This is a genomic window from Cupriavidus sp. 09_S30, from assembly GCF_056930435.1.
Genome location: NZ_JBXOWI010000002.1, coordinates 2,040,771 through 2,067,375, shown reverse-complemented (window position 1 = coordinate 2,067,375; position 26,605 = coordinate 2,040,771). Strand labels below are relative to the sequence as shown.

Below are 26,605 nucleotides of genomic sequence, written 5' to 3'. Positions count from 1 at the left end.
AATGCCTCGTGCGGCGGCGGGTCGGGCTAGGAGGAAGCGGTATCGGGCGGCCCGAAGGGCAGTTCGCCCTGCACCGGCAGCGTGGCCTCGCTCGCCTCTTCGGCCGGCAGCAGCGCGCTGACGCGCACACCCAGCAGCCGCAGCCGGCGGTCCAGCGGCACGCGGCGCAGGCATTCGGTGGCGGCGCGCCGGATGGTGGCGCCATCCGCCGATGGCTCGGGCAGCGTCAGGTCTCGCGTCACGGTGCGGAAATCGTCGTAGCGCAGCTTGATGCCGATGGTGCGGCCGACGTATCCCTTGCGCCGCAGATCGTCCGCCACGCGCAGGCACAGCCCGGTGAATTCCTCGGTCAGCAGGGGCCGGTCATGGCGCGGATGCAGGTCGCGCTCGAAGGTGGTCTCGCGGCTGATCGACTTGGGCTCGGAGCTGACCACCACCGGCCGCTCGTCATGGCCCTGCGCCGTCTGCGCCAGCCAGGCCGTGTAGCTGCGGCCGAAATGCTCTTGCAGCAGGCCGAGGTCGGCGCGCGCCAGGTCGCCCACCGTGACGATGCCCAGCGTCGCCAGCTTCTCCGTGGCCTTGGGCCCGATGCCGTTGACCTTGCGCACCGGCAGCGGCCAGATGCGCAGCGGCACGTCTTCCATGCCCAGCAGCGTGAGCCCGTCCGGCTTGTCCAGTTCCGAGCCGATCTTGGCCAGCAGCTTGTTGGGGGCGACGCAGATCGAGCAGCTCAGGCTGGTGGCCTCGCGCACCGCCTGCTTGATGCGCGCGGCGATGTCGGCCGCCTCGCCGGGCACCTCCGTCAGGTCGATGTAGATCTCATCGATGCCGCGGTCCTCGATCTGGGTGGTGAAGCGCGCCACCGCGGCCTTGAACAGCCGCGAGTAGTGGCGGTAGGACTCGAAATCGGTCGGCAGCAGGATGGCGTCGGGGGCGAGCTGGGCCGCCTTCATCATGCCCATGGCGGAGAACACACCGAAGGCGCGCGCCTCGTAGGTGGAGGTGGTGACGACGCCGCGGCCCACGTAGTCGCGCAGCCGGGCAAAGCGTCGGGTGCCGTCTTCCAGCACCTGCGGTATGGCATTGCGCCCGCCGCCAATTACCACCGGCTGGCCGCGCAGTTCCGGGTAGCGCAGCAGTTCCACCGACGCATAGAAAGCGTCCATGTCCAGGTGGGCGATGCGGCGGGTGGCGGGTGGCATGGCAGCAGGGCTGGCGAGGCGGCGGCGGAGATCGGTTCATGGCGGCGTACCGCCGCTCGCGGCCGGCACGCCTGACTGTATGAATATACAGTATATGGGAATTCTCCGAGCCGGACGATAGGACGATGTAGGACGATGTAGGACGATGTAGGACGATGCGTCCTGCGGGTGCGAGGAACCAGAATTGGCTGGACTGCACACGGCTGGATTTTCGGTCGTCTTGCACGACGACTCCATGGGCCATGCTTCGCAGCGTTGATTACATCCGATGTAATTGGCACAAGGAACGCCCGTTTCTACTCTTCGGCTATCGCGCTTCCATTCCGGTAGCGCGCACCGCCAAGGAGATACCATGTCCAGCTATCCCGTGTACACGATCGAAACCGCTCCTGCGCAATCCAAGCCCGTACTCCAGAAACTGCAACAGGCATTCGGGCTGATCCCGAACATCGCGGCCAAGATGGCCGGATCGCCGGTGCAGATCAACGGTTTCATCGGCCTGTTCGAGCGCGTGCATGCGAGCAGTCTGACCGAGCCGCAGATTCAGACGGTGCTGCTGACCAACGCCGTCACGAACGCCAGCGAATGGCCGGTCGCGTTTCACACGGCGCTTGCGTTGAAGGCGGGCGTGCATGCCGCCGATGTTGACGCGATGCGGCAGGGCGTCTTGCCCGATGACGCCGGACTGGCCGCGCTATCAGCATTGGCGCGCACGCTGATCGAAAAGCGCGGCCGCCTGGCCGAATCGGAACAGATACGCTTCCTGGAAGCGGGGTTCAGCGCTGAGCAGATCCTCGAGGTCATTGCGGTGGTTGCCGCATCGACGATCACGAACTACACCAGCAGCGTAACCCAGCCGCCGCTCGAAGTGCAGTTCGAGGATTTTGCCTGGCATGCGCCCGCTCCCTGAGTCCTCTCCATTCATCCACCCAGACTAGGGGAATCCGATGAACGCCACCAGTCCCGATCCAAAAGCGCCGCCGAGCGAACTCGGTGACTTGCTGCGCTATTGGCGCGACGCGCGTGGCGTGAGTCAGCTCGATCTGTCGCTCGAGGCCGGCGTCTCGCAGCGTCAGATCAGCTTCATCGAAAGCGGGCGCAGCGTGCCGGGCCGGGAAACCCTGCTGACACTCGCACAGACCCTTGACGTGCCGCTGCGCGAGCGCAATGCCCTGCTGCTCGCCGCCGGCTACGCGCCCGTGTATTCAGAGGCGCCGTGGAACGCGCAGGAGATGCATAGTGTCATCCACGCGCTCGAACGGCTCATTCGTCAGCATGAGCCGTTTCCGGCAATCGTCATGGATCGCCACTGGAACGTTCTGATGACCAACGACGCGGCGCCGCGCTTCTTCGACTGTTTCATCGACATGGCCTCGCGCGAAGGTCCGCGCAACATGCTGCATCTGATCTTCGATCCGCAGGGGATGCGTCCATTCGTGGCCGATTGGGACACGGTCTCGCGAAGCTTGCTGCAACGCGTGTATCGAGAATCGGTTGGTCACATGGTCGACGCCGGCACCAGGCACCTGCTCGAAGAACTGCTTGCCTATCCAGACGTGCCCCGCGACTGGAAGAAGAGTCATGGACAGTCCGCCGCGCCCACGATGCCTGTCATTCCGATGGGATTCGTCTGCGAGGGAGTCGTGCTTCGATATTTCTCGATGGTCACGATCGTAGGCGCACCGCAGAGCGTTGTGGCACAGGAACTACGGCTGGAATGCATGTTCCCCGCCGATGACGAAACCGAAGCACGCCACCGGCAGTTGCTCGCCGTGCATTCAAGACATCACTGAACCCCTGGCCGATGCCCACTTGCACCCCGGTCGGACTCAGTCAGTCGGACCGGCCCGCAGCTCCGCAGTCCTTCTGGCGTCGCATCGCCGTTCGGAAACCGCCATTCAATTGGGCCAGGATCGAGTGACAGAAAAAGGTCGGTAAAAGGCGACCGGGTAATGGCGGACCGAGGTCGCTTCCCGACCATTAGGTGTCAGTCGCCTAATCGTTCAAACGTCGGCTATGCATCTGAGTGCGGCCATTGATAGGTTCATGAGTTTCCCTCTGTTACGAAAGTTGGTTGAGGGGGTGACCATTACTATCGATGGTCCGGCCTTCGTGGAAGCCAACGATCGCATCGCGTATCCTTTCCAGCGACCGCTGTACCTGCGCTCGTGGGCATGCCAGATTGAGTCGGACTCGGCAATTGCCGTTCTCGACGAACATCTCGCCGCCCTCGAGGATGACGTCGGCCTTTTCAAGGAAGAATCGGGTGAGGTTGACCGACTCGTCGAAATAGGCCCGCAGGTCGACCCATGCGAGATAGGTCGCATCCGGAATGCGGAACTTGGCCTTGGGCAAGTGCTCTTTCAGAAACCGTTGGGTCCACGCGAAGTTGCCGTCGAGATACGAGCGCAACTCGTCCAGCCACGGCGCGCCGTTCCGATACGCGCCAATGGCAGCCGAGAGGCTGAGCGGGTTCACGAAGGGGTAGTGCCGCCGTTTCCATTCCGAGCGCAATGCCGGATCCGGGACGATCACAGTCGCGATCATCATCCCCGCCAGGTTGAAAGTCTTGCTGACGGCCATGCAGGTGATAATGTCCCGGCTGCCCGGGAACAACTTGGCCAACGGCGTGTGCCGGCTTCCGGTTCTGAGCAGATCGCAATGGATCTCGTCGGAAACGATCTTGACGCCGTTGGCAATGCAGAGCTCACCCATTCGGCGCAGTTCGTCATCCGTCCAGGTCCTGCCGGTCGGGTTGTGCGGATGGCAAAGGAAAAAGAGCTTCACGGCCGGATCGCGGACTTTCGCCTCGAAGTCGTCGAAGTCGATCGTGTAGCCGCTATCCTCGGAGGCGAGCAGGCGCGACGTCACGAATTCCCGATCGCGCTGAACCGTCGCATGCTTGAAGTATCCATAGGCCGGCGTCAGGCTAAGCACTTTGTCGCCGGGCTGGCAGACATATTCGACGAGCCCGAAGAGCGCCGGTATGACGCCCAGCGCGACCAGCATCTCCTCCCGGGCGAAACGCCAGCCGTATCGCTCGACACACCAGGAATGGAAAGCCTGATAGAGCTGATCGTCGAAGTTCATCGTGTAACCGAAGACCGGGTGCTTCAGGCGCTCGGCGATCGCGTCGATTGCCGCATCCGGCGCGGCGAACTGCATGTCCGCCACCCACATGGAGATCAATTCTTCTCTCGGCACATCGAGCGCGGGCGCGGGCGCATCGGCGCCGAACAGATAGTTTTCGAAGCCGTCCTCCGCCAAGGCATTGGTGCCGCGGCGAGAAATCAAGCGATCAAAGTCGTAACTCATATGCGTTCAGTCCTTCAATAAAAAGGCCGCCCGGGCCGATACCCCGTGCGATGTCCCGGAGTCAGTTGAGGAGCGACCGTTGCCGTGCGTACGTGAAATACACGACGAGCCCGATCGCGAGCCAGACCAGAAACGCGATCCAGGTCGTGGCTTGAAGGAACACGGTCAGCGTGATGCAGAACGCGATCGCAAGCAGAGGCACCAGCGGCACGGCCGGGCAGCGGAAGGCGCGCGGCAGATCGGGGCGGGTTTTTCGCAGGATGATGACGGCGACGGAAATCAGGCTGAACGCCGCCAACGTCCCGATGTTGATGAGTTCGGTCAGCACGTTGAGCGGAACCACGGCCGCAACCAGACCAAACAGGATCCCGACGATCCAGGTCGCGAAAAACGGCGTGCCGAGACTCGAATGAACGCTCGACAGTCTCTTCGGCAAAAGGCCGTCGCGCGACATCGCGAAGACGATGCGCGTTTGCCCATAGGTCATCACGAGAATGACGGTGGTCATGCCGAGAATCGCGCCGAGATCGACAAAGCCCGCAACCCAGTTCTCGCCCGCGTATTGCAGTGCAAGCGACACCGGGTGGTCGACGCCGAGGAACTTCTGGTATGGAACAATGCCGGTCATGATGGCCGATACCACGACATACAACACCGCGCAGACGGCCAGCGATCCGATGATGCCGATCGGCAGATCGCGTGCCGGCCGTTTCACCTCCTCGGCGGCGGACGTGACCGCGTCGAATCCGATGAACGCGAAAAACACGAGTGCCGCTGCACTGAACACGCCCGAATAGCCGAAGGGCGTGAACGGATGCCAGTTCACCGGTTGAACATGGCGTACACCGACCAGAATGAACAGCAACACGACGCCGACCTTCAATCCGACCATCACGTTGTTGAGCCGGGCCGATTCGCGCACGCCGAACGACAGCAGTGCGGTCAACACCACCATGACGAGGAACGCCGGAAGGTTGAACCATGTCTGGACGCCGGGAATGGCGCCCGGCGCCGCTGACAGCGCGGCGGGCAGATGCAGGCCAAAACCGCCGATGAGCGACTGGAAGTAGCCTGACCAACCCACCGACACCGCGGAACTCGCAAGCCCATACTCGAGCATCAGGTCCCATCCAATCATCCACGCGACCAGCTCGCCCATCGTGGCATAGCTGTAGGTGTAGATCGAGCCGGCAACCGGCACCGATGACGCGAATTCCGCATAGCACAGGGCCGCAAATCCGCAGGCCAGGGCGGCGATGACGAACGACACGGTCAACGCCGGTCCGGCGGTCAGCGCGCCGGTGCCAGTCAATACGAAGATGCCGGTGCCGACGATCGCTCCGATCCCCATCAGGATCAGATCGAATGGGCCAAGCACTTTCTTCAGGCCGTGCGGTGCCTGACTCGCGGCAACCATCGTCGCGAGATCCTTGGTTCTAAACAAACTCATCCGTCGTCTCCAGTTCTTCTATGTAGATCGCAAGGACCCGTTTCTGGGGCCCAGCCGTTCAGGCATTCACAGACGCAATCCAGACGCCGCGAACTGCGGCACGACCCTCACTCGTCCGCTCCCGCGTGGTTAATGATCGTCGATAGTGCAGTTAAGAAGATTTCACGCGGATAAGTTATTTTGCGCTCTCGGTGAATATAATTAACCAGTCAACACTGAACGCGAGCCAGCCCCGAGACAGTGACTGAATAGGCTCTAGGCGCACCGGATGCGCTCGTCGCAATGCCGTGGGGCAACGGAGAGGAGTGGAAGTGAGAGATCTGGACGATACGGACAGGAAGATCCTGGAGTTGCTGCAAGTCGATGGCCGACTGGCCAACGCGGAAATCGCGGAGAAGGTTGGCTTATCGGCACCCGCCTGCTGGAAGAGACTGAAGCGGCTGGAAGAGCATGTGATCCAGGGTTACCACGCGACGCTGAATCAGCAGGAACTTGGGCTTGGCCTCTTTGCCTTCATCAATATCATGCTCGACAGTCACTCGGAGAAAGCCATGCGTGCGTTCGAGTCTGGGGTGATGGCGCTGCCAAATGTGGTGGCTTGCCACAATGTATCCGGCAAGTACGACTATCTGCTTCAGGTCGTCGTGCGGGATATGGAGGCATTCCATCAGCTTGCGATGCACCGGATCCGCACCCTCGGCAATATCAAGGAGATGTACACGGGCTTTTCATTGAAGGAGATCAAGCGCTCGACGAGCCTCCCGCTATGAGGTCGGAGCCTGTCCACCAACGCACACGAATACGAGTCCGCTGAACACCAAGAGCGGACCTTGACGCGGAACGGCGTCAGCGGGCTGCAATGGGTAGGTCGAAAGGAGCCAGTGAGCAACGAGTGAGGAGCAGTCAAACGAATTCGCGCTTCAAGTCAGGGCAGTCTCGCCAATTCCGGTTTTAGTGCGGGCGAGCGCTGGCCGAATTGACTGCTAAGTCATTGATTCCTCCGAAAATGCAGTCTCACGAATTCCGGTTCCTCAAAGCGGGTTTGCTGCCGCCGGGGACCGCCGCCGGCACGCGCGCGGCCCGTCCTGCCGAAGGCATGCCGCAGCGAGGCGCGCGGGCCGCATCGACCTAGCCGCGCTCAGCCCCCGCTGCTGCCGGCCTGTGCAGCGGCCCCTGCCGGATAGCCAGCCTCCACCGCGGCGCAGCGCCGGTGGTCGATCATGGCGATCGCGAGCATGGCGATCACGGCGGGAATGGCGATGGCGATGAAGTTCTGCTGCAGCGGCAGCGACAGGCTCACCAGCACGCCGATCACGATGGGGGCGAGGATGGCGCCGCTGCGGCCGACACCCGAGGCCCAGCCGATGCCGGTGCCGCGCACGGCCATCGGGTAGTACTGGCCGGCATAGGCATAGGTCACGATCTGGGTGCCGATGGTGGAGGCCCCGGCGAGCGCCACCAGCACATAGAGCAGGGCGGTGGGGACGTTGAAGCCGAGCAGCGTGATGGAGACCGCGGCCAGTCCGTACATGGCGATCAGCACATGCTTGATATTGAAGCGATCAGCCAGCCAGCCGCCGCCGATCGCGCCCAGCATGGCGCCGAAGTTCAGCACCAGCACGAAGGTCAGCGCGGAGCCCAGGCTGTAGCCGGCGCTTGCCATCAGCTTGGCCAGCCAGGAGCTGAGCGCATAGACCATGAACAGGCACATAAAGAAGGCAATCCACAGCATCACGGTGCTGAAGCCGCGGCCGTCGCGGAACAGGCTGCCGATCGGCGCGCCGTCGGCGCGTTCGGCCGCCGGCAGCGTGAAGCGGTCGCCCGGCTCGGGACGATACGACGGCGACAGGCGCACGGCGATGTCACGCAACGCCTCGTTGCGGCCGCTGCGCGCCAGGTAGGCCAGCGATTCCGGCAACGAGCGGAAGATCAGCGGGAGCAGCAGCACGGGCACCCCGGCGGCGAGAAAGACCGACTGCCAGCCGTAGCTTTCGATCAGTCCCTTGCCGAGGATGGCGGCGAGCATGCCGCCCACCGAATACCCGCTGAACATCAGCGTGACCATGGTGCCGCGGATGCGGCGCGGCGAGTATTCTGTCATTTGCGCCACCACATTGGGCATCACGCCGCCGATGCCCAGCCCGGCCAGGAAGCGCGTGACGCTGAAGCTGACCGGATCGCCGGCCAGTCCGGCCGCGGCGGTGAAGACGCTGAACAGCGCGATGCAGATGGCGATGGCACGGCGCCGGCCGATGCGATCCGCGATGGTGCCGAGGAAGATGGCGCCGAACATCATGCCGAACAGCGCCGAGCTGACCATGAAACCGCCGCCGGTGGGCGACACGCCCATCTCCTTCATGATCGACGGCAGCGCGATGCCGGCCACGGCCAGGTCATAGCCGTCGAAGATGATGATCAGCGCGCACCAGAACAGCACCAGGCCGTGGAAGCGGTTGAAGCGGGCCTCGTCGGCCAGCCGTTGTACATCGATGTTGCGCATCTGTTGTCTCCTTCCTTGTCTTGTGTTTTGTTGTGTTTTTTTGTGGTTCGGCGGGGGGGCCGGGCAAGCCAGTCCCCTGCCGGTGGCGAAGCGGGCATGGGAAGGGCGGGCGCGGCCGGGGTGGCTGCACGCGCCGGGGGGAAGGTCGGGACCGGTCCGGCTCAGCGGCCGGCGGCGTCCAGCTCGCGCAGCTTGAAGCGCTGGATCTTGCCGGTGGCCGTCTTGGGCAGGCCGTCAACGAACTCGATCAGGCGCGGGTACTTGTAGGGTGCGAGCCGTTCCTTGACGAAGGCCTTGAGTTCGGCGTCGCCGGCCGAGGCGCCGGGCTTGAGCACCACATAGGCCTTGGCCCGGGTCAGGCCATCGGCATCCTGCACGCCGATGACGGCCGCCTCCAGCACCGCGGGGTGCTGGATCAGCGTGGCTTCCACTTCGAAGGGCGAGACATAGATGCCGCTGACCTTGAGCATGTCGTCGCTGCGCCCGGCGTAGCTGTAGGTGCCGTCGGCGTTGTGCAGGTACTTGTCGCCGCTCTTGGTCCACTCGCCGCGAAAGGTGTCGCGCGATTTCTCGCGGTCGCACCAGTACATCAGCGCGGCGCTGGGCCCCCGGATATAGAGGTCGCCCACCTCGCCGTCGGGCACCGGGCCGCCGTCCTCGCCGCGCAGCTCGATGGTGTAGCCGGGCACCGGCCAGCCGGTGGTGCCGTAGCGCACGCGTCCCGGCCGGTTCGACAGGAAGATGTGCAGCATCTCGGTGGAGCCGATGCCGTCGATGATCTCGCAGCCGAAGTGGGCGGTGAAGCGTTCGCCGATCTCGCTTGGCAGCGCCTCGCCTGCGGATGAGCACAGGCGCAGCGAGACATCGGCGCGCGCCGGCAGATGCGGCGAGGCCAGCAGGCCCGCGTAGCCGGTCGGCGCGCCGAAGAACATGGTGGGCTGATGGTCCAGCCAGCGCCGGATGGTGGCCTCGGGCGTGGGGCGGTCGGCCATCAGCACCACGGTGGCGCCGGCACTCAGCGGAAAGGTCAGTGCGTTGCCCAGGCCGTAGGCGAAGTAGAGCTTGGCGGCAGAGAAGCATACGTCCTGCTCGCGCAGGCCCAGCACCGGGCCGCCATAGAGCTCGGCGGTCCAGTAGGGATTGCCGTGACTGTGCACCGCGGCCTTGGGACGGCCGGTGGAGCCGGAGGAGTACAGCCAGAAGCCGGGGTCGTCCGGCCCGGTGGCGGCCGGGGCCGGCAGCGCTTCATGGGAGGCCAGCAGGGTGTCGAGCGTGGTGAAGCCGGGCCTGTCCGGCGCCGTGCCGCGTGACACGATGACCGCTTTCACCTCGGTACCGCCCTGCGCCATGGCCTGCTGCAGCGCGGGCAGTAGCGCCGCCGACACCAGCACGGCCTGGGCGCGGCTGTGGCGCAGCATATAGGCGTAGTCGTCGGCGGTCAGCAGGGTATTGACCGCCACCGGCACGATGCCCGCGTACATGGCGCCGAGGAAGCAGACCGGCCAGTCGCTGCAGTCGTGCATCAGCAGCAGCACGCGCTCCTCGCGGTGCACGCCCGCGGCGAGCAGGGCTGCGGCCAGCCGGCGCACGCGATCGTCCAGCGCGCCGTAGCTGAGCGAGCCGTCGTCGTCGACATAGGCGGTCTTGCTGGCACGCGCCGCATTGCGCGCCAGCAGGTGGTGGGCGAAGTTGAAGGCGGTCCCCGGCGGCTGGACCTGCGGTTGGGCTGTCATGCTTGTCTCCCCATCGGAATGTCTTGGTATCTGCCTGGCAGGCGTGCGCCGGTCTTAGAGCCGTTCGAGCACGCCGGTGCTGGCCTGGATGGCGCTGCGGCGGTGATAGAAGCCGAGCGCGCGCAGGCCGCCCAGTTCCTCGCCGCCGCCGGCGCGGCCGGGCCCGCCATGCAGCGATTGCGGCATCACGTTGCCGTGGCCGGTATGCAGCTGGCCCACATCGGGCGAGACCACATGCACGCGGCCGTGGCTGTCGGCCAGCGCAGCGGCGCCGTCGGCCAGCACGGCGGCGTCGCTGCCGTACAGCGAGGCCACCAGCGAACCTTGGCCGCGCCGTGCCAGCGCCATCGCGTGGGCGGTGTCACGGTAGGGCAGCAGGGTGGCGACCGGGCCAAATACCTCGGTGTCGTGGACCAGCGCGGCGCCGTCGGCGTCGCGCGTGCCGAGCAGGGTGGGGCCGACGCAGCAGGCCACGGCCGGATCGGCGTCGATGAGCGGGCGGTCCGCGCCGTCGTGCAGCACGTCCGCGGCCTCGCGCAGGCGGGCCAGGCCCGAGCGCACGGCGTCGAGCTGGGCGCGGCTGACGAGGGCGCCCATGCGCACCTCGGCATGGCGCGGATTGCCCACCGTGACCTTTGCCAGGCGCGCGCCGATGGCCGCGGCGGCGGCGTCGTAGAGCGCCTCGGGCACGAACACACGGCGGATGGCGGTGCACTTCTGCCCTGATTTCACCGTCATCTCGCGCGCCACCTCCTTGGCCAGCAGCGCGAAGGCTTCGCTGTCCGGCCCCTCGCCCGGCAGCAGCAGCGCCGAGTTGATGCTGTCGGCCTCGATGTTGACGCGCACCGAATGCCGGCTTACCGCCGCATGCGAGCGGATCAGCGCGGCGGTGTCGGCGGAGCCGGTGAAGGACAGCACGTCGAAGGGTTGCAACTGGTCCAGCAGTCCGGCCGCGCTGCCGCACACCACCGAGAGCGCCCCGGGCGGCAGCACGCCCGCCTCGATCACATCGCGCACCATGCGCTGGGTCAGCCAGGCGGTGGCGGTGGCGGGTTTGACGATTACCGGCACGCCCGACAGCAGCGCCGGCGCGGCCTTCTCCCACAAGCCCCAGCTGGGGAAGTTGAAGGCATTGATGCAAAGTGCCACGCCGCGCGTGGGCACCAGCAGGTGCTGCGACTGGAACAGCGGGTCCTTGCCCAGCCGCGCGGCCTCGCCGTCGAGCAGGTAGTGCCGCTCGCCCAGCGTTTCGCCCAGCCGCGCATAGGTGCCGAGCGTGAAGATGCCGCCGTCGATGTCGACCGCCGAGTCGCTCGCCACCGTGCCGCTGTTGGCGGTGGCGATCTCGTAATAGGCGTCGCGGTTGGCCTGCAGCACCTTGACGATGGCACCGAGCAGGCCGGCGCGCTCGCGATAGCTCAGCGCGCGCAGCGCGGCGCCGCCTTGTTCGCGCGCAAAGCCGAAGCCGGCGGCGAGGTCGAGGCCGCCCGAGTCCACGCGCGCCAGCTCCGTGCCCAGTACGGGATCGATCAGTGCCGTGCCGGCGCCGCTGCCGGGCTGCCAGCGGTCGCCGAGATGGTTGGGTAGCAGTTCGCTCATGTGCGGCTCCTTTACTGGCGCGTGAAGTCGATGCGCCCTTCGGGCAGCAGGTAGAGCACCAGCGCGCGGCCGCCGCTGACGGTGGGGCGGTGCGCGCTGCCCGGCGGGCACACCAGCCAGCCGGCGGGACGGCCGTCGAAACGGGCCTCGCCCTCGAGGGGCATGATCAGGTCGATCTCGCCCTTGGGGTGGACATGGTGGGGGCCGGCGATGTCCTGCATGTCGACCACATCGACCGAGAAACCGTACAGGTCCTCCGCGGGCTTGAAGATGCGCCCGTAGCGGATGCCGCCGCCTTCGCGGTCGCACAGCCAGCCGGCGGTGACGCCGGCTTCGCAGGCGGCCTTCAGTTCACGGTAGGTGGCGCTGCCGGCACCGTGCTCTGCGTTCAGCCAGGCATCGAGCGCGGCATCCAGCGGGCGGTCGGCGATTTGCGCGGTGAGCCGCGCGATCTGCTCGCGAAATTCGGTAGGGGACATGCGGGGGCTCCGTCTGGCATGGCCGGCTTGCGTGCCGGCGATTCATGCATTATTGTGCATGGACGAAACATAGAGCCGCGTGAAAATCATGTCAAGCACTATATTGCATGGGTCGGGGTTAACGCTGGCAACTCCGCTGGCAACTCCGCTGGCAACTCCGCTGGCAACCCCGCCGGAGCCGCCCGGTATCGCCGTGTCTGCGGCTTCCCGCCCGTCCGGACAGCGCTCGCGGCCGAATGCGGCAGGCGAGGCGCGCAGCCCGCTGCTGGTGGCGTTGGGCGAGCGTGTGCGCCAGCTGCGCGCGCGGCGCGGCCTGACCCGCAAGGCGGTGGCCGCTGCCGCGGGCGTATCCGAGCGGCACCTGGCCAATCTGGAATATGGCGAGGGCAATGCTTCCGTCCTGGTGCTGCAGCAGGTGGCGGGCGCGCTGCAATGCGCGCTGGCAGAACTGCTCGGCGATGTGACGACGTCGAGCCCCGAGTGGCTGCTGCTCCGCGAACTGCTGGAGCACCGCGACGAGGCCACGCTGCGGCGCGTGCGCATCGCGGTGGGCGAGATGCTGGGCACCGGCGGGCAGAACGGCGGCCAGGGTGTCGGACAGGCCGCGCGCAGCCCGCGCGTGGCCCTGATCGGCCTGCGCGGTGCCGGCAAGTCCACGCTGGGTGCCATGCTGGCCGAGGACCTGGGCTGTCCCTTCGTCGAACTGAGCAGCGAGATCGAGCAGTTCGCCGGCTGCAGCATCTCGGAAATCCAGAGTTTGTACGGCATGAACGCCTACCGCCGTTACGAGCGGCGGGCGCTGGAGGAGGCGATCCAGATCCACCCGGAGGCCGTCATCGCCACACCGGGCGGGTTAGTGTCCGACCCGGCCACCTTCAACCTGCTGCTGGCGCACTGCACCACCGTCTGGCTGCAGGCCACGCCGGAAGACCATATGAATCGCGTGCGTGCCCAGGGCGACCTGCGGCCGATGGCCGCCAGCCGCGAGGCGATGCAGGACCTGCGGCAGATCCTGGTCGGTCGCGCCGCTTTCTATTCCAAGGCGGAGTTCTGCCTGGACACCAGCGCCCAGCCGCTCCAGCCGACCTTCCTGTCGCTGCGGGAGGTCGTGCGCACCGCATTGCAGCTGCCGCTGTGAGTGCGTGCGTGGAACACGCAAGATAGTTCTTGACCTGGATTCGATGCATGCACTATAGTGCTTTTACCGAACCGCAACGAATGCACTATTCTGCGTTATAGCTGAGGAGACAACGAACATGAGCACCGCCCCCCGCGTCGACTACCAGACCGATCCGACCCAGTACCGCCACCTGAAGCTGAAGTTCGACGGCCCGGTCGCCACCCTGTCGGTCGACATCGACGAGAACGCCGGCCTGCGTCCTGGCTATAAGCTCAAGCTCAACAGCTATGACCTGGGCGTGGACATCGAGCTGAACGACGCGCTGAACCGCATCCGCTTCGAGCACCCCGAGGTGCGCAGCGTGGTGGTGACCAGCGCCAAGGACAAGGTGTTCTGCTCGGGCGCCAACATCTTCATGCTCGGTGTCAGCAGCCATGCCTGGAAGGTCAACTTCTGCAAGTTCACCAACGAGACCCGCAACGGCATCGAGGACTCCTCGAAGTACAGCGGCCTCAAGTTCCTGGCCGCGGTCAACGGCGCCTGCGCGGGCGGCGGCTACGAGCTGGCGCTGGCCTGCGACGAGATCCTGCTGGTGGACGACCGCTCCTCCGCCGTCAGCCTGCCCGAGGTGCCGCTGCTGGGCGTGCTGCCGGGCACCGGCGGCCTGACCCGCGTCACCGACAAGCGTCACGTGCGCCACGACCTGGCCGACATCTTCTGCACCACCACGGAAGGCGTGCGCGGCCAGCGCGCCAAGGACTGGCGCCTGGTCGACGATATCGCCAAGCCCGCCGTATTCGCGCAGAAGGTGCAGGAGCGCGCGCTGGACCTGGCGGCCGGCAGCGACCGCCCGGCCGACGCGCGCGGCGTGGCGCTGACGCCGCTGGCGCGCACCATCGAGGCCGACGCGCTGCACTATCAATACGTCAGCGTAGCGATCGACCGCGCTGGGCGCACCGCCACCTTCACCGTGCGCGCCCCGTCCGGCGCGCAGCCCGCCACGCCGCAGGCCATCGCCGAGGCCGGCGCCGGCTGGTATCCGCTGCAGCTGGCGCGCGAGCTGGACGATGCCATCCTGTCGATGCGCACCAACGAGCTCGACATCGGCACCTGGCTCATCAAGACCGAGGGCGACGCCGCCGCCGTGCTCGACGTCGACGCCACGCTGCTGGCGCACCAGGACCACTGGCTGGTGCGCGAGACCATCGGCCTGCTGCGGCGCGCGCTGTCCCGCCTGGACGTGTCCTCGCGCAGCCTGTTCGCGCTGGTCGAGCCGGGCTCCTGCTTCGCCGGCACCTTCCTGGAACTGGCGCTGGCCTGCGACCGCATCTATCACCTGGCCCTGCCCGACGACGAGGCGCGCGCGCCGAAGACCACCGTGGGCGAGACCAACTTCGGCCTGTATCCGATGGCCACCGGCCAGAGCCGGCTGGGCCGCCGCTTCTACGACGAGGCGCCCGCGCTCGACGCCGTGCGCGCCAAGGCGGGCCAGCCGCTCGATGCTGACGCCGCCTTCGCGCTCGGCCTGGCTACCTCCAATCCGGACGACATCGACTGGGCCGACGAAGTGCGCATCGCGGTGGAGGAGCGGGTGTCGATGTCGCCCGACGCGCTGACCGGCATGGAGGCCAACCTGCGCTTCAACGGCCAGGAAAACATGTTCACCCGCATCTTCGGCCGCCTGACCGCCTGGCAGAACTGGATCTTCCAGCGGCCCAACGCCGTGGGCGAGAAGGGCGCGCTCAAGGTCTACGGCAAGGGCGACAAGGCCGCCTTCGACTGGAACCGGGTCTGAGCGGCACGCACCGAAGGCTTACCCCAGCATCGTCCTGCCGCGCGAATCCGCGTGGCGCGCGGCAGGCGAATCCCATCCACCCGGAAGCAAGACAGCGACGGAGACAACGATGTCCGGTATCAACTACAGCGACAAGATCCCCAACAACGTCAACCTCAGCGAGGACCGCACGCTGCAGCGCGCGCTGGAGCAGTGGCAGCCCAACTACCTGAGCTGGTGGAACGACATGGGCCCGGACGGCTCGCACGGTTTCGACGTCTACCTGCGCACGGCCATCAGCGTCGATCCGCAGGGCTGGGCCCACTTCGGCCACGTCAAGATGCCGGACTACCGCTGGGGCATCTTCCTGAACCCGGCCGAGGCCGGCCGCAAGATCCATTTCGGCGACCACAAGGGCGAGGATGCCTGGCAGGACGTGCCGGGCGAGTACCGCGCCAACCTGCGCCGTATCATCGTCACCCAGGGCGACACCGAGCCGGCCTCGGTCGAGCAGCAGCGCCACCTGGGCCTGACCGCGCCCAGCATGTACGACCTGCGCAACCTGTTCCAGGTCAATGTGGAAGAAGGGCGCCACCTGTGGGCCATGGTCTACCTGCTGCACAAGTACTTCGGCCGCGACGGCCGCGAGGAGGGCGAGGCCCTGCTCGAGCGCCGCAGCGGCGAGCAGGACAACCCGCGCATCCTGCAGGCCTTCAACGAGAAGACGCCCGACTGGCTGTCCTTCTTCATGTTCACCTACTTTACCGACCGCGACGGCAAGTTCCAGCTGTGCGCGCTGGCCGAGAGCGCCTTCGACCCGCTGGCACGCACCACCAAGTTCATGCTGACCGAGGAAGCGCACCATATGTTCGTTGGCGAGTCGGGCGTGTCGCGCGTGATCCAGCGCACCTGCCAGGTGATGAACGAGCTGAAGACCGACGACCCGGGCAAGCTGCGCGCCGCCGGCGTGATTGACCTGCCGACCATCCAGCGCTACCTGAACTTCCACTACAGCGTCACCATCGACCTGTTCGGCGCCGATGAGTCGTCCAATGCCGCCACCTTCTACAGCACGGGTCTGAAGGGCCGCTACGAGGAAGGCAAGCGCGCCGACGACCACCTGCTCAAGGGCGACAGCTACAAGGTGCTGCAGGCCGTGGGCGGTCAGCTGATCGAGAAGGAAGTGCCGATGCTCAACGCGCTCAACGAAGTGCTGCGCGACGACTACATCAAGGACAGCATGGCCGGCGTGGAGCGCTGGAACAAGGTCATCGACAAGGCCGGCATTCCTTTCCGCCTCAAGGTGCCGCACAAGGCTTTCCACCGCAATATCGGCGCGCTGTCCGGCGTCAAGGTGTCGCCGGACGGCCGCGTGATCTCCGACGCCGAGTGGGCGGCCAATGCGCCCCAGTGGCTGCCGACCCCGGAAGACCGCGCCTTCGTGGCCAGCCTGATGGGCCGCGTGGTGGAGCCGGGCAAGTTCGCCAACTGGATCGCGCCTCCGGTGATGGGCATCAACCGCCAACCGGTGGACTTCGAATACGTGCGCTTTAACTGAGCGGGCAGTCCGAGACACCACGGAGACACGGCGGGCGCCGCCACGGCGCCCGCCCAGAAATAACGCCCCCGCATCCGAGGGACGCTCACCGCCAGGAGAACGCCATGGACATGGCCGACACTCAAGTCATCAAGCAGCATCTGATCGACCCCGAGATCTGCATTCGCTGCAACACCTGCGAAGCCACCTGCCCGGTGAACGCGATCACGCATGATTCACGCAACTACGTGGTCGATGCCGACAAGTGCAATTTCTGCATGGCCTGCATCTCGCCATGCCCGACCGGTTCGATCGACAACTGGCGCGTGGTGCCGCGCGCCCGGCCCTATGGCGTCGACGAGCAGCTGGGCTGGGACGAGCTGCCGGTCGCGCTGACTGAACAGCAACTGGCCGAGCAGGGCGTGGTGCCCGGCGCGCCGGCCATGCTCGAGCCCGCGCTGAGCGAGCCGGCGGTCGCCACGGTCGGCCAGGAGGCCTTCAACAGTGCGCGCTACGGCGCCACCATGCCGCCGTGGTCGGCTGCGCGCGCCTTCACCAACGTCTACGGTCCCAAGGCCGAGCGCAAGTCGGTCACCGCCACCGTGGTCGGCAATGCGCGCGTCACCGAGGTCGGCCGCGAATACGACACCCACCACATCGTGCTGGACTTCGGCGCCATGCCCTTTCCGGTGCTGGAAGGGCAGTCCATCGGCATCGTGCCGCCCGGCGTGGACGAGCAGGGCCGCCCGCACCATGCGCGCCAGTACTCGATCGCCAGCGCCCGCAACGGCGAACGGCCCGGCTACAACAACCTCTCGCTGACGATCAAGCGCGTGCTGTCCGATTACCAGGGCAATCCGGTGCGCGGCGTGGCCTCCAACTATATGTGCGACCTGCAGGTCGGCGACAAGGTCGAGGTGATCGGGCCGTTCGGTGCGAGCTTCCTGATGCCCAACCACCCGCGCTCGCACATCGTGATGATCTGCACCGGCACCGGCAGCGCCCCCATGCGCGCCATGACCGAATGGCGCCGGCGCCTGCGCAAGAGCGGCAAGTTTGAAGGCGGCAAGCTGATGCTGTTCTTCGGCGCGCGCACGAAGGAAGAGCTGCCCTATTTCGGTCCGCTGCAGAACCTGCCCAAGGATTTCATCGACATCAATTTCGCCTTCTCCCGCACGCCGGAACAGCCGCGGCGCTATGTGCAGGACGCCATGCGCGAGCGCGCGGCCGACCTGGCGATGCTGCTGGCCGATCCGGACAGCTACTTCTATGTGTGCGGGCTGAAGAGCATGGAAGAGGGCGTAGTGCTGGCGCTTCGCGACGTGGCGCGGCAGGCCGGGCTGGATTGGGACACGATCGCGGCGGCGCTGAAGGCAGAAGGGCGGCTGCATCTGGAGACGTACTGAGCGGCGCGAAGCGGTTCGCGTCAGTCGAAGCCGACAGGGTGCACCAACACCGTGGGCCAAGCATTGTGTCTTGGCTCCCTCTCCCCTCATGGGGCGAGGGCTGGGGAGAGGGGTGGTCTAGCAAGGCGCCACATACAGACGAAGCCGTCGGTGTGGTCCAGCACGCCGCCGTTCGCAAGTGCCCGCCCTCACCCCCAGCCCCTCTCCCGCAAGCGGGAGAGGGGAGCGAACCGGCGCGAGGCGAAACCCAGCGCGCTTGCCGAAGCCGACAGGATGCACCAGCACCGTTGGCCAAGCATAGCGTCTTGACCCCCTCTCCCCTCATGGGGAGAGGGCCGGGGTGAGGGGTGGTTTAGCAAGGCGCCACGCATAGACGAAGCCATCGGTGTGATCCAGCACGCCAATGCAAAGACGAAGCCAACGGTGTTGTCCAGCACGTCGCCTTTCGCAAGCCCCCCACGATTCACCGCAGCGCCCGCTGCACCACCGCCACCAGCGCGATCACCACGCAGGCGGCCGCCAGCAGCGCAAACAGATTGCTGGACGCGATCAGTTGCGCCTGCTGGTCGATCTGCCGCGACAGCCGCAGCAGCGCGGACTGGTCGAGCCCTTCGGGAAAGCCGAAGGGCGTGATATTCCCCACCAGCTGGGTGCGCGCCATCACCTCGCCGTACTGCAGCCACAGGCTGGCCACACCGGTGCCGCCGGCAGTGGCGACCTGGCGCACGATGTTCTTGAACTGGTAGGCGTGGGCGAAACTGTCGACGCTGAGGTCGGCGTATGTCAGGCCGGCCACCAGCATCAGCACGAAGGGCACCGTCAGGCTTTGCAGCGTCAGCGCCGGCAGCAGCACGCCGATCGATGCGCCCGACATCAAGCGCTGCGACAGCAGCCAGGCGGCCGCAGCGAACATCAGGTAGCCCAGCGCGATATAGCGCCGCTGCCCGGTCAGCTTGGGCCCGCCGAAGGTGAAGAGCACCGCCGCGCCGAAGCCGGCCAGCCCGGTCGTCGACAGCACCGCACCGGTGGTCTGGAAGGTGAAGTCCAGCCCCGCTTGCAGCGTGGTCGGGACGACATAGCCCCACAGCCCGCTGAGAAAGTAGTAGAGCGCATAGAAGGACAGGCCGGCGATATAGCGCCGGCCCAGCAGCAGGCGCGGGTTGAGCCAGGGATCGGGGTGCCGGTGCTGGTGAACGAAGACAGCGGCGACGCAGGCGAGGCCGACCAGCGGTGTCAGCGCCACGCTGGGCGAATTGGCGAATTCGTAGAAGCGCAGATCGCCCAGCCCGTGCAGCAGGATCAGCGCGCCGGCGCCGAGCAGGATCACCGTCAGCCAGTCGAGCTTGCCCACATCGAGCTGCCAGGGCAGCAGCGTGGTGCGCATGCGCCGGGGGTAGGCCGCCAGCACGAAGACGAAGGTTGCCATGGCCAGCGCCGCCTGCAGCAGGAAGATCATGCGCCAGTCGGTGTTCTGCACGAGCTGTGCCGTGACCCAGGGGGCAAGCGCCGGCATGCCCAGGGCGCCTACGTTGAAGCCGAGGAAGAGGGGGCGGCGCTCCTCGCGCTCGGCCGCGAGCTGGATGATGATGCGCGAGGCCGAGAACAGGCCGCCCGCGCCCAGGCCCTGCACGGCGCGCGCCAGGCTGAGTTCCAGCGGCGTTCCGCAGAGCGCGCACAGCAGGGCGCCGGCGGCGGCGACCACCAGGCTCACCAGCGTGTAGCCGCGGTAGCTGATGTCTTCCGCGATTCGCCGCAGCACCAGGTTGGCCACCACCGCGGCCGCCGCGTAGGAGGTCAGGCTCCAGAGGAAATCCTCGGGGGAAGCGAAGACGCCGGCACGGATGTGCGTGCCCGCCACGCCCATCATCGACGAGGCGACGAAGTCCACGCCGGTTGCGCAGCCGAGTGCCAGCCCGAACAGATGCACCTGCACGGCAGACAGGTCGGGGTGCGCCTTCAGCATGACCGTGCCTTGCTTCATGGTGCCCCTGGACTCGGATGAACGTGGCCTGCCGCTGAATTCCTGCGGCGCTTCGACAATGATTGTGCGAGCACCGGCCCGGCGTCAAGCATCCCGGTCCGGATGGCGGCGCCCGCTACGGCTTCAATGAGGAACCGATTGGCCGCGCCGTGCTCAGGGCGTGTCGACGGTGTCCAGTGCTTCGATCGACGTGGTGTCGATGCGCTGGACCTTGCCGTTCTCCTCGACGTCGGACCGCATCACGAAGCCCTGGGTCGGGCAATACCAGTCGACGACATGCATGACGGTAGGCTGGGTCGGTATCGCCTCGCCGGCGACTTCCAGCGGGCCGATATTGGTCTCGCGGTCGTAGCGGATCGGCACACAGTCCATGCTGCCCAGCGCGGTGTCGATGATCTGGCGCTTGCCTACGCTGCGCGACGCTACCTTGATGGTGGCCTGAGGCGCCTCGAGCGTGCCCACTTCAGTGCCGGATTCGCGCTCAAGGATGGTGAGCTTGACGCGCGACGAGACCGATTCGCCGCCGAGCACCGTGCCCTCTCGCAGGTCCTGATTGGCGTAGTCGAACACGCCCGTGCCGATGCTGTGGGTAGCGCCGTGCAGGCGCGCGTAGCGCCCGCTGGCGTCGACGACGGCGCCGCCTTCGATTTTGCCGGGCGTACCATCCTGCGGCGGCACGATGACGACGGCGTACTGCTGGTCGGTGACGACGGGCGGGCCCATCAGGGCCGCCAGTGCCGTCTTGGAATGGAACTGGAGCAGCACGGAGCAGGCATTGCCACTGGCGTTGGGGCGCTGCTGCACCGTGTGGCGCGACATGGGCATCGCGCCATCGGCCTCCATCTGCACCTTGGCGCCGTCGCGGAACCAGACCGTGCGGCAGGCATCGTCGGCGCGGTGTGCCAGGGACGCCGCCGCAACGGTTGGCGGCGGCGCTTCATCCGCCCATCCGTCCGGTGTCAGTGCCGCCAGGCTGGTGGCGAGGAAGGCGAGCCGGAATGCCGCGCGGCGACGGCCCGCCGCGGCACTCAGGCGGCGGCGGGGAGGCTGGGGTGCTGTCATGAGCCCTCGAAGTACGGGTTGCGACGGTGGAGCGTGCCGGTCGACGAGTCGAAGGGGTAGTCGCGATTGAGGGTAGGCCCACCCGGGTTGTTCGGGTCGAGCGGCGCGTTTGGATTCAGGTTCTGCTGGGTGGATTGGTTCATGCCCTGCGAGTACGGGTCAAACTTGTCGCCAACGCGCGCGCCCTGCGAGTAGGGGTCGCTGGTGCCGGTAGTGCCTTCCGCACCGCTGGTGTAGGGATCCGGTTGCTTCTGGGTCGTCTGGGCATGCGCGGTCCCGATGCTTCCAAGCGCCAGGCATGTCAGAAGGAATGCGAGCTTTTTCGACATGATCTAGGAGTCCGGTTGACAGTCACAGGCCCACTGTTCCGCCTGTCGGAATGGTTTCCAGGCAGGCACATTGGGCGGCACATTGGCCGGTGAATCCGGGGGGGGGGAATCGTGCGGCAATGCCTTTCCAGCATAGTGCGCCGCCGCACAGGCGCAAGCAGCGACAGCGGCAACCAGATCATGTTCGCCTATCTCGCGCGGGTGGGCATGCCGCGCGAATATCCCGTCATCGCGGCAGCGCCTGTCGCGCGAGTACGCCGGCACCAGCGACAGCTTCCGAAATGTCGAGAGGGTGATGGTTGGCTTCGCGCAGGACGCAAGCTGGTGCGTGCCCAGATCGTGCACGTCGGCATCCGTTTGAACGGCACGCATTCCCTCCCTTATTCCCGATCGGCTTCTTGTTCCGCGGCGGTGGCGTCCTCCGGCTCGCCTTCCGCCTCCGATTCGAGCTGTTTCATGTTGTCAAGCAACTTAAGCAGGTAGTGCAGTGTATGGGTCAGGTCGGCACCCGAAAAGCCGGCCAGGGCGCGCTCGTAATAGTCGCGGATCTTCGGCTGCGCGCGCTCGAGCCAGACCTCGCGGCCCGACGCGGTCATGGAGATGCGGCGCGAACGGCGGTCGCGCCCGTCGGGCGCCGCCTGCAGGTGGCCGTCGCGCTCCATGCGGCCGACCAGGCCGGACAGGTTCTGCCGGCTCACCATCAGGTAGCGCGCCAGATCGCCCACGCTCATGCCGTCTGGCACCTGCGGGCGCGACAGCGCCCCCAGCACGGCCCACTGCTGCGTCGTCAGTCCTTCCTCTTCCACGGCGCGCGTACCTGTCTTATGCAACATGTTTGCGCATTGATAAAGGCGGAAGAACAGCCGATTGGCCATCTCACTGCGTGATTCACGGCTGAATTCGTCACTTGATTCCGGGTTAACCATAGGTCGAAGGCACGCGTACGTGCTTGTGCTTGTCCTGGGCAGGATCTAATATAGGTAAATATATTGACTTATATGTCGTGCGGCGGCAACGCCTCAGCCGCACGATACCACCGCCCATCCCCAAGGAGGACATTGTGCGCAATCTAGAAGGAAAGACCGTGATCGTCACCGGTGGTGGCGGCGGCATCGGCGGCGCCACCAGCCGCCGTTTCGCGCGCGAAGGCGCAGCCGTTGCCGTGCTCGACCTGGATCCCGCCGCAGCGCAACGCGTGGCCGCGCAGATCCGCGACGACGGGGGTCGCGCGGAGGCCATCGGCTGCGACATCACCGACCGCGCCAGCGTGGACGCTGCCGTGGCCCAGGTGCAGGACAAGCTGGGCCCGGTCGATGTGCTGGTCAACAACGCCGGCTGGGACGTGTTCCGTCCCTTCGTCAAGACCGAGCCGGCGCAGTGGGAGCGGCTGATCGCCGTGAACCTGACCGGTGCGCTGAATATGCACCACGCCGTACTGCCCGGCATGGTCGAGCGCAAGCGCGGCCGCATCGTCAACATCGCCTCGGACGCGGCCCGCGTCGGTTCTTCCGGCGAGGCCGTCTACGCGGCCTGCAAGGGCGGGCTGGTGGCCTTCTCCAAGACCATCGCGCGCGAGCATGCCCGCCATGGCATCACCGTCAACGTGGTCTGCCCGGGGCCGACCGACACCGCGCTGTTCGCCGAGTACAAGCAGGGCGCGGGCAATCCCGACAAGCTGATCGAGGCCTTCACCCGTTCCATTCCGCTGGGCCGCATCGGCCAGCCCGAGGACCTGCCCGGCGCCATCGTCTTCTTCGCCAGCGAAGACGCCGCCTATATCACCGGCCAGGTGCTCAGCGTGTCTGGCGGGCTGACCATGAACGGCTGAGCGCCGCAGCTGCCCGAACCGCATTGACCATCGAACATCGACAGGAGACAAGCGACATGAACTACGAAGACATCCTCTATGAAGTGCGCAACGGCGCCGCGTGGATCACCATCAACCGCCCGGAGAAGATGAACGCCTTCCGCGGGCGCACCTGTGACGAACTGATCCACGCGCTCAACCGCGCCGGCTACGATCCGGCCATCGCCTCCATCGTGCTGGCGGGCGCCGGCGACAAGGCCTTCTGCACCGGCGGCGACCAGTCCGCGCACGAAGGCCAGTACGATGGGCGCGGCACCATCGGCCTGCCGATGGAGGAGCTGCACAATGCAATCCGCGATGTGCCCAAGCCGGTCATCGCGCGCGTGCAGGGCTATGCCATCGGCGGCGGCAATGTGCTGTGCACGATCTGCGATTTCACCATCGCCTCGGAGCGCGCGGTGTTCGGCCAGGTCGGCCCCAAGGTGGGATCGGTCGACCCCGGCTACGGCACTGCCTACCTGGCGCGCGTGGTCGGCGAGAAGAAGGCGCGCGAGATCTGGTACCTGTGCCGGCGCTACCCGGCCGCCGAGGCGCTGGCGATGGGGCTGGTCAATACCGTCGTGCCGCCCGAGCAGCTCGACGCCGAGGTGCAGAAGTGGTGCGACGAGATCCTGGAGAAGAGCCCGACCGCGCTCGCCATCGCCAAGCGCTCCTTCAACATGGACACCGCGCACCAGTCCGGCATCGCCGGCATGGGCATGTACGCGCTCAAGCTCTACTACGACACCGAGGAATCGCGCGAGGGCGTGCGCGCCTTCCAGGAAAAGCGCAAGCCGGACTTCCGCAAGTTCGCCAAGTAGGCGCACGCCACGCATGCCGGAGGCATCATCATGAATCCGTATCTCGACGAAGACCTGGTCGCGCTGGCCGACCATGCCCGCCGCTTCGCCAGCGAGCGCATCGCGCCGGGCTTCCTGGAGCGCGACCGCACGCGCGTGCTCGACCGCGCGCTGATGCGCGAGATGGGCGAAATGGGCTTCATCGCGCCCGAATTGCCCGAACAGTACGGCGGCCAGGGGCTGGGCTGCCTGGCGGCGGGCGTGATCCACGAGGAGGTGGCGCGCGCCGACCTGAGCCTGTCCTACGTCAACCTGCTGGCCTCGCTGAACGGCCAGATCCTGGCCCAACACGCGGCGCCCGATGTCGCTGCGCCCTGGCTGCAGCGGCTCACGCGCGGCGAGGCGCTGTTCGCCATCGCGCTGACCGAGCCGCGCGGCGGCTCGGACGCGGCCAACCTGCGCCTGCGCATGGAGCGCGTCGGCGACCACTACGTGCTCAACGGCGAGAAGACCTCGATCTCGGCGGCCGACCAGGCCGATGCCGCGGTGGTGTTCGCGCGCAGCGGCACGGTGGAGGCGGGCGCGCGCGGCGTGTCGGCGCTGCTGGTGCCGATGGACCTGCCGGGCATCACCACCAGCCGCTTCGACTGCCACGGCCAGCGCGCCATCGGGCGCGGCTCGATCTTCTTCGAGAACGTGCGCGTGCCGGTCAGCCACCTGCTGGGCAAGGAGGGCGAGGGCTTCGTGCAGGTGATGCAGGGCTTCGATTTCTCGCGCGCGCTGATCGGGCTGCAGGTGCTGGCGGTGGCCGCCGTCAGCCTGGAGGAGACCTGGGAGTACGTGGCGCAGCGGGAGGCCTTCGGCAAGCCGCTGTCGGCCTTCCAGGGCGTCTCGCATCCGCTGGCGGATTTTGATACCCAGGTGCAGGCGGCTCGCCTGCTGTGCCTGCAGACCCTGTGGCTCAAGGACCGCAGCCTGCCGCACACGGCGGAGGCCGCTATGTGCAAGTGGTGGGCGCCCCGGCTTGCCTACGACACCGTGCACCAGTGCCTGCTCTCCTTCGGCCACGGCGGCTACGACCGCGGGCCGATGGAGCAGCGCCTGCGCGACGTGCTCGGCTTCCAGATCGGCGACGGCACCGCGCAGATCATGAAGACCATCATCGCGCGTGGCCGCGCGGGGCGGCAGGCGGTGCCGGCCTGAGCGGGCGGCGCTGCGGGTCTGCCTGGCGCCAGCTGCGGCAGACCAGCCCGCCCGGCAGCTGGCCTGCCTCGCAGGCCAGGTCGAAGTCACGCAGTTTTCCGCGCCGGCCGGATAAGGCCGGCGCCTGCTATTGGGGAAGGCTCCCCACCTCACAACGAAGTATTTCGCCCAACCATATCGGCTGGATCGCGCCGGTTGCCGGCCGCGCTGCCGGGTCGCTTGCAAACATTATATATAATCATATAATGTTCAAGTCCACACGACAGGTGTCCGATATGTTCGATATGCACGGTCCGGCCGGCGGTAACGATCCCGCGGCCGGCCTCGAGGTCGAGGCCATGCGTGGCGCCGCCGCGCGCGCCTGTGCACTGCTGAAAGCGCTGGCCAATCCGGACCGGCTGATGCTGCTGTGCCAGCTTGCCCAGGGCGAGTTGTGCGTCAGCGACATCGAGGCGCGGCTCGGCATCCGCCAGCCTACGCTGTCGCAGCAGCTCGGCGTGCTGCGCGACAGCGGCGTGGTGTCCACGCGGCGCGAGGGCAAGAACATCATCTATGCCATGGCCAGCCCGGAGGCGATGGCTGTCATGCAGACCCTGTACGCTCACTATTGCGCCAAAGCGGATGAAGTGGACGAAGCGCATGCAGCCGGCCCGCAGGGCCGGGCGGGCAAGCGCTGATGCGGCTTAGCGCTGAACCGGCATGCCGCGGATTCACGATGCAAGCGATCCCGTACGGAGCCACTTCGGCAGCCACTTTGGTCGCCACATTAGTCGCCACATTAGTCGCCGCTTCGGCAACCATCTCGGCAACCACTTCGACAAGCAGGAGCCACCATGCTGATTGACCTCGGAAACTTCACGCCAACGCTGTCCTTCTCGGGAGGCGTGCTGATCGGCGCCGCGGCCGCGGTGCTGGTGCTGTTCAACGGACGCATCGCCGGCATCAGCGGCATCGTCGGCGGACTGCTGGCGATGCCGCGCAAGGACATGGCCTGGCGCGCGGCCTTTCTCGTCGGGCTGATCGGCGCGCCGATCCTCGCAGCGCTGGCCGGCCATGCCGTGCAGCCGGACATCGAGACCGGCTGGGGTGGCGTGCTGCTGGCCGGCTTCCTGGTCGGCGTGGGTACGCGCTACGCCAGCGGCTGCACCAGCGGGCACGGCGTGTGCGGCATCTCGCGCGGCTCGATCCGTTCGCTGGTGGCGACGCTGACCTTCATGGCGGCGGGCTTTGCCACCGTCTTCGTGACCCGCCACCTGCTCGGAGCCTGAC

At 66.7% G+C, this 26,605-nt stretch carries 23 protein-coding genes; 12 read left to right on the top strand and 11 right to left on the bottom strand.

Features of this window, described 5'->3' with window-relative positions; all coding sequences use genetic code 11:
- Positions 1–26: 26 nt before the first annotated feature.
- Positions 27–1,202: a DNA polymerase IV gene (gene dinB, locus AC1Z3O_RS29475; protein ID WP_483520020.1), complete on the bottom strand. Its 1,176-nt coding sequence runs from the start codon at positions 1,200–1,202 to the stop codon at positions 27–29.
- 352 nt (positions 1,203–1,554) lie between these two features.
- Here dinB and AC1Z3O_RS29470 point away from each other — a divergent pair, with 352 nt between their 5' ends.
- Both AC1Z3O_RS29470 and AC1Z3O_RS29465 read left to right on the top strand, forming a co-directional pair.
- Positions 1,555–2,112, top strand: coding sequence for a carboxymuconolactone decarboxylase family protein (locus AC1Z3O_RS29470; protein WP_483520018.1), 558 nt, complete (start codon positions 1,555–1,557; stop codon positions 2,110–2,112).
- Positions 2,113–2,149: 37 nt separating this feature from the next.
- Positions 2,150–2,995 (top strand): helix-turn-helix domain-containing protein, encoded by an 846-nt coding sequence (locus AC1Z3O_RS29465; RefSeq protein WP_483520016.1) that lies wholly within the window; start codon positions 2,150–2,152, stop codon positions 2,993–2,995.
- A 268-nt stretch (positions 2,996–3,263) separates the two neighbouring features.
- On the opposite strand, the gene AC1Z3O_RS29460 is transcribed toward AC1Z3O_RS29465, so the two are convergent.
- A complete protein-coding gene (locus AC1Z3O_RS29460; protein ID WP_483520014.1) occupies positions 3,264–4,517 on the bottom strand; it encodes a MalY/PatB family protein in 1,254 nt (417 codons plus the stop codon).
- Positions 4,518–4,578: 61 nt separating this feature from the next.
- Positions 4,579–5,967, bottom strand: coding sequence for a branched-chain amino acid transporter BcaP (gene bcaP / locus AC1Z3O_RS29455; RefSeq protein ID WP_483520012.1), 1,389 nt, complete (start codon positions 5,965–5,967; stop codon positions 4,579–4,581).
- 311 nt (positions 5,968–6,278) lie between these two features.
- Between bcaP and AC1Z3O_RS29450 the strand changes: the two genes are divergently transcribed.
- Entirely contained in the window at positions 6,279–6,737 is a 459-nt protein-coding gene (locus tag AC1Z3O_RS29450) for an Lrp/AsnC family transcriptional regulator (protein ID WP_483520010.1), read from the top strand.
- Between the two features lie 368 nt (positions 6,738–7,105).
- On the opposite strand, the gene AC1Z3O_RS29445 is transcribed toward AC1Z3O_RS29450, so the two are convergent.
- The 4 genes from AC1Z3O_RS29445 to AC1Z3O_RS29430 all read right to left on the bottom strand — a co-directional run bounded on the left by AC1Z3O_RS29445 (position 7,106) and on the right by AC1Z3O_RS29430 (position 12,278).
- On the bottom strand, positions 7,106–8,467 hold the full coding sequence (locus AC1Z3O_RS29445; RefSeq protein ID WP_483520008.1) for an MFS transporter: 1,362 nt from the start codon (positions 8,465–8,467) through the stop codon (positions 7,106–7,108).
- 161 nt (positions 8,468–8,628) lie between these two features.
- Complete coding sequence (locus AC1Z3O_RS29440) at positions 8,629–10,200, bottom strand: benzoate-CoA ligase family protein (protein WP_483520006.1); 1,572 nt, start codon at positions 10,198–10,200, stop codon at positions 8,629–8,631.
- 54 nt (positions 10,201–10,254) lie between these two features.
- Positions 10,255–11,799, bottom strand: a complete 1,545-nt coding sequence (locus AC1Z3O_RS29435; RefSeq protein WP_483520004.1) for a 3,4-dehydroadipyl-CoA semialdehyde dehydrogenase — start codon at positions 11,797–11,799, stop codon at positions 10,255–10,257.
- A gap of 11 nt (positions 11,800–11,810) precedes the next feature.
- Positions 11,811–12,278, bottom strand: a complete 468-nt coding sequence (locus AC1Z3O_RS29430; RefSeq protein ID WP_483520002.1) for a DUF4863 family protein — start codon at positions 12,276–12,278, stop codon at positions 11,811–11,813.
- 88 nt (positions 12,279–12,366) lie between these two features.
- On the opposite strand from AC1Z3O_RS29430, the gene AC1Z3O_RS29425 reads away from it, so the two are divergent.
- The 4 genes from AC1Z3O_RS29425 (at position 12,367) to boxA (ending at position 18,115) form a co-directional block, all read left to right on the top strand.
- Complete coding sequence (locus AC1Z3O_RS29425; protein WP_483520000.1) at positions 12,367–13,416, top strand: helix-turn-helix transcriptional regulator; 1,050 nt, start codon at positions 12,367–12,369, stop codon at positions 13,414–13,416.
- A gap of 118 nt (positions 13,417–13,534) precedes the next feature.
- Positions 13,535–15,193: a 2,3-epoxybenzoyl-CoA dihydrolase gene (gene boxC, locus AC1Z3O_RS29420; protein ID WP_483519999.1), complete on the top strand. Its 1,659-nt coding sequence runs from the start codon at positions 13,535–13,537 to the stop codon at positions 15,191–15,193.
- A 109-nt stretch (positions 15,194–15,302) separates the two neighbouring features.
- Positions 15,303–16,730: a benzoyl-CoA 2,3-epoxidase subunit BoxB gene (gene boxB / locus AC1Z3O_RS29415; RefSeq protein WP_483519997.1), complete on the top strand. Its 1,428-nt coding sequence runs from the start codon at positions 15,303–15,305 to the stop codon at positions 16,728–16,730.
- Positions 16,731–16,834: 104 nt separating this feature from the next.
- Positions 16,835–18,115 carry a benzoyl-CoA 2,3-epoxidase subunit BoxA gene (boxA, locus tag AC1Z3O_RS29410; RefSeq protein WP_483519995.1) on the top strand — a complete coding sequence of 427 codons (1,281 nt, stop codon included), beginning with the start codon at positions 16,835–16,837 and terminating at the stop codon, positions 18,113–18,115.
- 463 nt (positions 18,116–18,578) lie between these two features.
- On the opposite strand, the gene AC1Z3O_RS29405 is transcribed toward boxA, so the two are convergent.
- The 4 genes from AC1Z3O_RS29405 to AC1Z3O_RS29390 form a co-directional block, all read right to left on the bottom strand.
- The gene (locus AC1Z3O_RS29405) at positions 18,579–20,096 is read right to left on the bottom strand and encodes an MFS transporter (protein ID WP_483519993.1); all 1,518 of its coding nucleotides are present in this window, start codon (positions 20,094–20,096) and stop codon (positions 18,579–18,581) included.
- Positions 20,097–20,249: 153 nt separating this feature from the next.
- Complete coding sequence (locus AC1Z3O_RS29400; protein ID WP_483519991.1) at positions 20,250–21,158, bottom strand: hypothetical protein; 909 nt, start codon at positions 21,156–21,158, stop codon at positions 20,250–20,252.
- Positions 21,155–21,487 carry a hypothetical protein gene (locus tag AC1Z3O_RS29395; protein ID WP_483519989.1) on the bottom strand — a complete coding sequence of 111 codons (333 nt, stop codon included), beginning with the start codon at positions 21,485–21,487 and terminating at the stop codon, positions 21,155–21,157. The genes AC1Z3O_RS29400 and AC1Z3O_RS29395 overlap by 4 nt, the downstream gene beginning before the upstream one ends.
- 380 nt (positions 21,488–21,867) lie before the next feature.
- Positions 21,868–22,413, bottom strand: a complete 546-nt coding sequence (locus AC1Z3O_RS29390) for a MarR family winged helix-turn-helix transcriptional regulator (RefSeq protein WP_483519987.1) — start codon at positions 22,411–22,413, stop codon at positions 21,868–21,870.
- A 134-nt stretch (positions 22,414–22,547) separates the two neighbouring features.
- Between AC1Z3O_RS29390 and badH the strand changes: the two genes are divergently transcribed.
- The 5 genes from badH to AC1Z3O_RS29365 all read left to right on the top strand — a co-directional run bounded on the left by badH (position 22,548) and on the right by AC1Z3O_RS29365 (position 26,604).
- Positions 22,548–23,315: a 2-hydroxycyclohexanecarboxyl-CoA dehydrogenase gene (gene badH / locus AC1Z3O_RS29385; RefSeq protein WP_483519985.1), complete on the top strand. Its 768-nt coding sequence runs from the start codon at positions 22,548–22,550 to the stop codon at positions 23,313–23,315.
- A 56-nt stretch (positions 23,316–23,371) separates the two neighbouring features.
- Complete coding sequence (badI, locus tag AC1Z3O_RS29380) at positions 23,372–24,154, top strand: 2-ketocyclohexanecarboxyl-CoA hydrolase (RefSeq protein WP_483519983.1); 783 nt, start codon at positions 23,372–23,374, stop codon at positions 24,152–24,154.
- Positions 24,155–24,184: 30 nt separating this feature from the next.
- Positions 24,185–25,336 carry a cyclohexanecarboxyl-CoA dehydrogenase gene (gene aliB, locus AC1Z3O_RS29375; protein WP_483519981.1) on the top strand — a complete coding sequence of 384 codons (1,152 nt, stop codon included), beginning with the start codon at positions 24,185–24,187 and terminating at the stop codon, positions 25,334–25,336.
- Positions 25,337–25,620: 284 nt separating this feature from the next.
- Entirely contained in the window at positions 25,621–26,013 is a 393-nt protein-coding gene (locus tag AC1Z3O_RS29370; protein WP_483522071.1) for an ArsR/SmtB family transcription factor, read from the top strand.
- A gap of 156 nt (positions 26,014–26,169) precedes the next feature.
- Entirely contained in the window at positions 26,170–26,604 is a 435-nt protein-coding gene (locus AC1Z3O_RS29365) for a YeeE/YedE family protein (protein WP_483519979.1), read from the top strand.
- Position 26,605: the final 1 nt, after the last annotated feature.

Coding starts and splice junctions, on each gene's coding strand:
- boxC (WP_483519999.1), top strand. CDS start 13,535: ATGAGCACCGCCCCCCGCGTCGACTACCAGACCGATCCGACCCAGTAC.
- boxB (WP_483519997.1), top strand. CDS start 15,303: ATGTCCGGTATCAACTACAGCGACAAGATCCCCAACAACGTCAACCTC.
- AC1Z3O_RS29400 (WP_483519991.1), bottom strand. CDS start 21,158: ATGACAGCACCCCAGCCTCCCCGCCGCCGCCTGAGTGCCGCGGCGGGC.
- dinB (WP_483520020.1), bottom strand. CDS start 1,202: ATGCCACCCGCCACCCGCCGCATCGCCCACCTGGACATGGACGCTTTC.
- AC1Z3O_RS29365 (WP_483519979.1), top strand. CDS start 26,170: ATGCTGATTGACCTCGGAAACTTCACGCCAACGCTGTCCTTCTCGGGA.
- AC1Z3O_RS29470 (WP_483520018.1), top strand. CDS start 1,555: ATGTCCAGCTATCCCGTGTACACGATCGAAACCGCTCCTGCGCAATCC.
- AC1Z3O_RS29435 (WP_483520004.1), bottom strand. CDS start 11,799: ATGAGCGAACTGCTACCCAACCATCTCGGCGACCGCTGGCAGCCCGGC.
- boxA (WP_483519995.1), top strand. CDS start 16,835: ATGGACATGGCCGACACTCAAGTCATCAAGCAGCATCTGATCGACCCC.
- AC1Z3O_RS29460 (WP_483520014.1), bottom strand. CDS start 4,517: ATGAGTTACGACTTTGATCGCTTGATTTCTCGCCGCGGCACCAATGCC.
- AC1Z3O_RS29445 (WP_483520008.1), bottom strand. CDS start 8,467: ATGCGCAACATCGATGTACAACGGCTGGCCGACGAGGCCCGCTTCAAC.
- AC1Z3O_RS29405 (WP_483519993.1), bottom strand. CDS start 20,096: ATGAAGCAAGGCACGGTCATGCTGAAGGCGCACCCCGACCTGTCTGCC.
- AC1Z3O_RS29440 (WP_483520006.1), bottom strand. CDS start 10,200: ATGACAGCCCAACCGCAGGTCCAGCCGCCGGGGACCGCCTTCAACTTC.
- AC1Z3O_RS29465 (WP_483520016.1), top strand. CDS start 2,150: ATGAACGCCACCAGTCCCGATCCAAAAGCGCCGCCGAGCGAACTCGGT.
- aliB (WP_483519981.1), top strand. CDS start 24,185: ATGAATCCGTATCTCGACGAAGACCTGGTCGCGCTGGCCGACCATGCC.
- AC1Z3O_RS29395 (WP_483519989.1), bottom strand. CDS start 21,487: ATGTCGAAAAAGCTCGCATTCCTTCTGACATGCCTGGCGCTTGGAAGC.
- badI (WP_483519983.1), top strand. CDS start 23,372: ATGAACTACGAAGACATCCTCTATGAAGTGCGCAACGGCGCCGCGTGG.
- AC1Z3O_RS29370 (WP_483522071.1), top strand. CDS start 25,621: ATGCACGGTCCGGCCGGCGGTAACGATCCCGCGGCCGGCCTCGAGGTC.
- bcaP (WP_483520012.1), bottom strand. CDS start 5,967: ATGAGTTTGTTTAGAACCAAGGATCTCGCGACGATGGTTGCCGCGAGT.
- AC1Z3O_RS29425 (WP_483520000.1), top strand. CDS start 12,367: ATGTCAAGCACTATATTGCATGGGTCGGGGTTAACGCTGGCAACTCCG.
- AC1Z3O_RS29390 (WP_483519987.1), bottom strand. CDS start 22,413: ATGGTTAACCCGGAATCAAGTGACGAATTCAGCCGTGAATCACGCAGT.
- AC1Z3O_RS29430 (WP_483520002.1), bottom strand. CDS start 12,278: ATGTCCCCTACCGAATTTCGCGAGCAGATCGCGCGGCTCACCGCGCAA.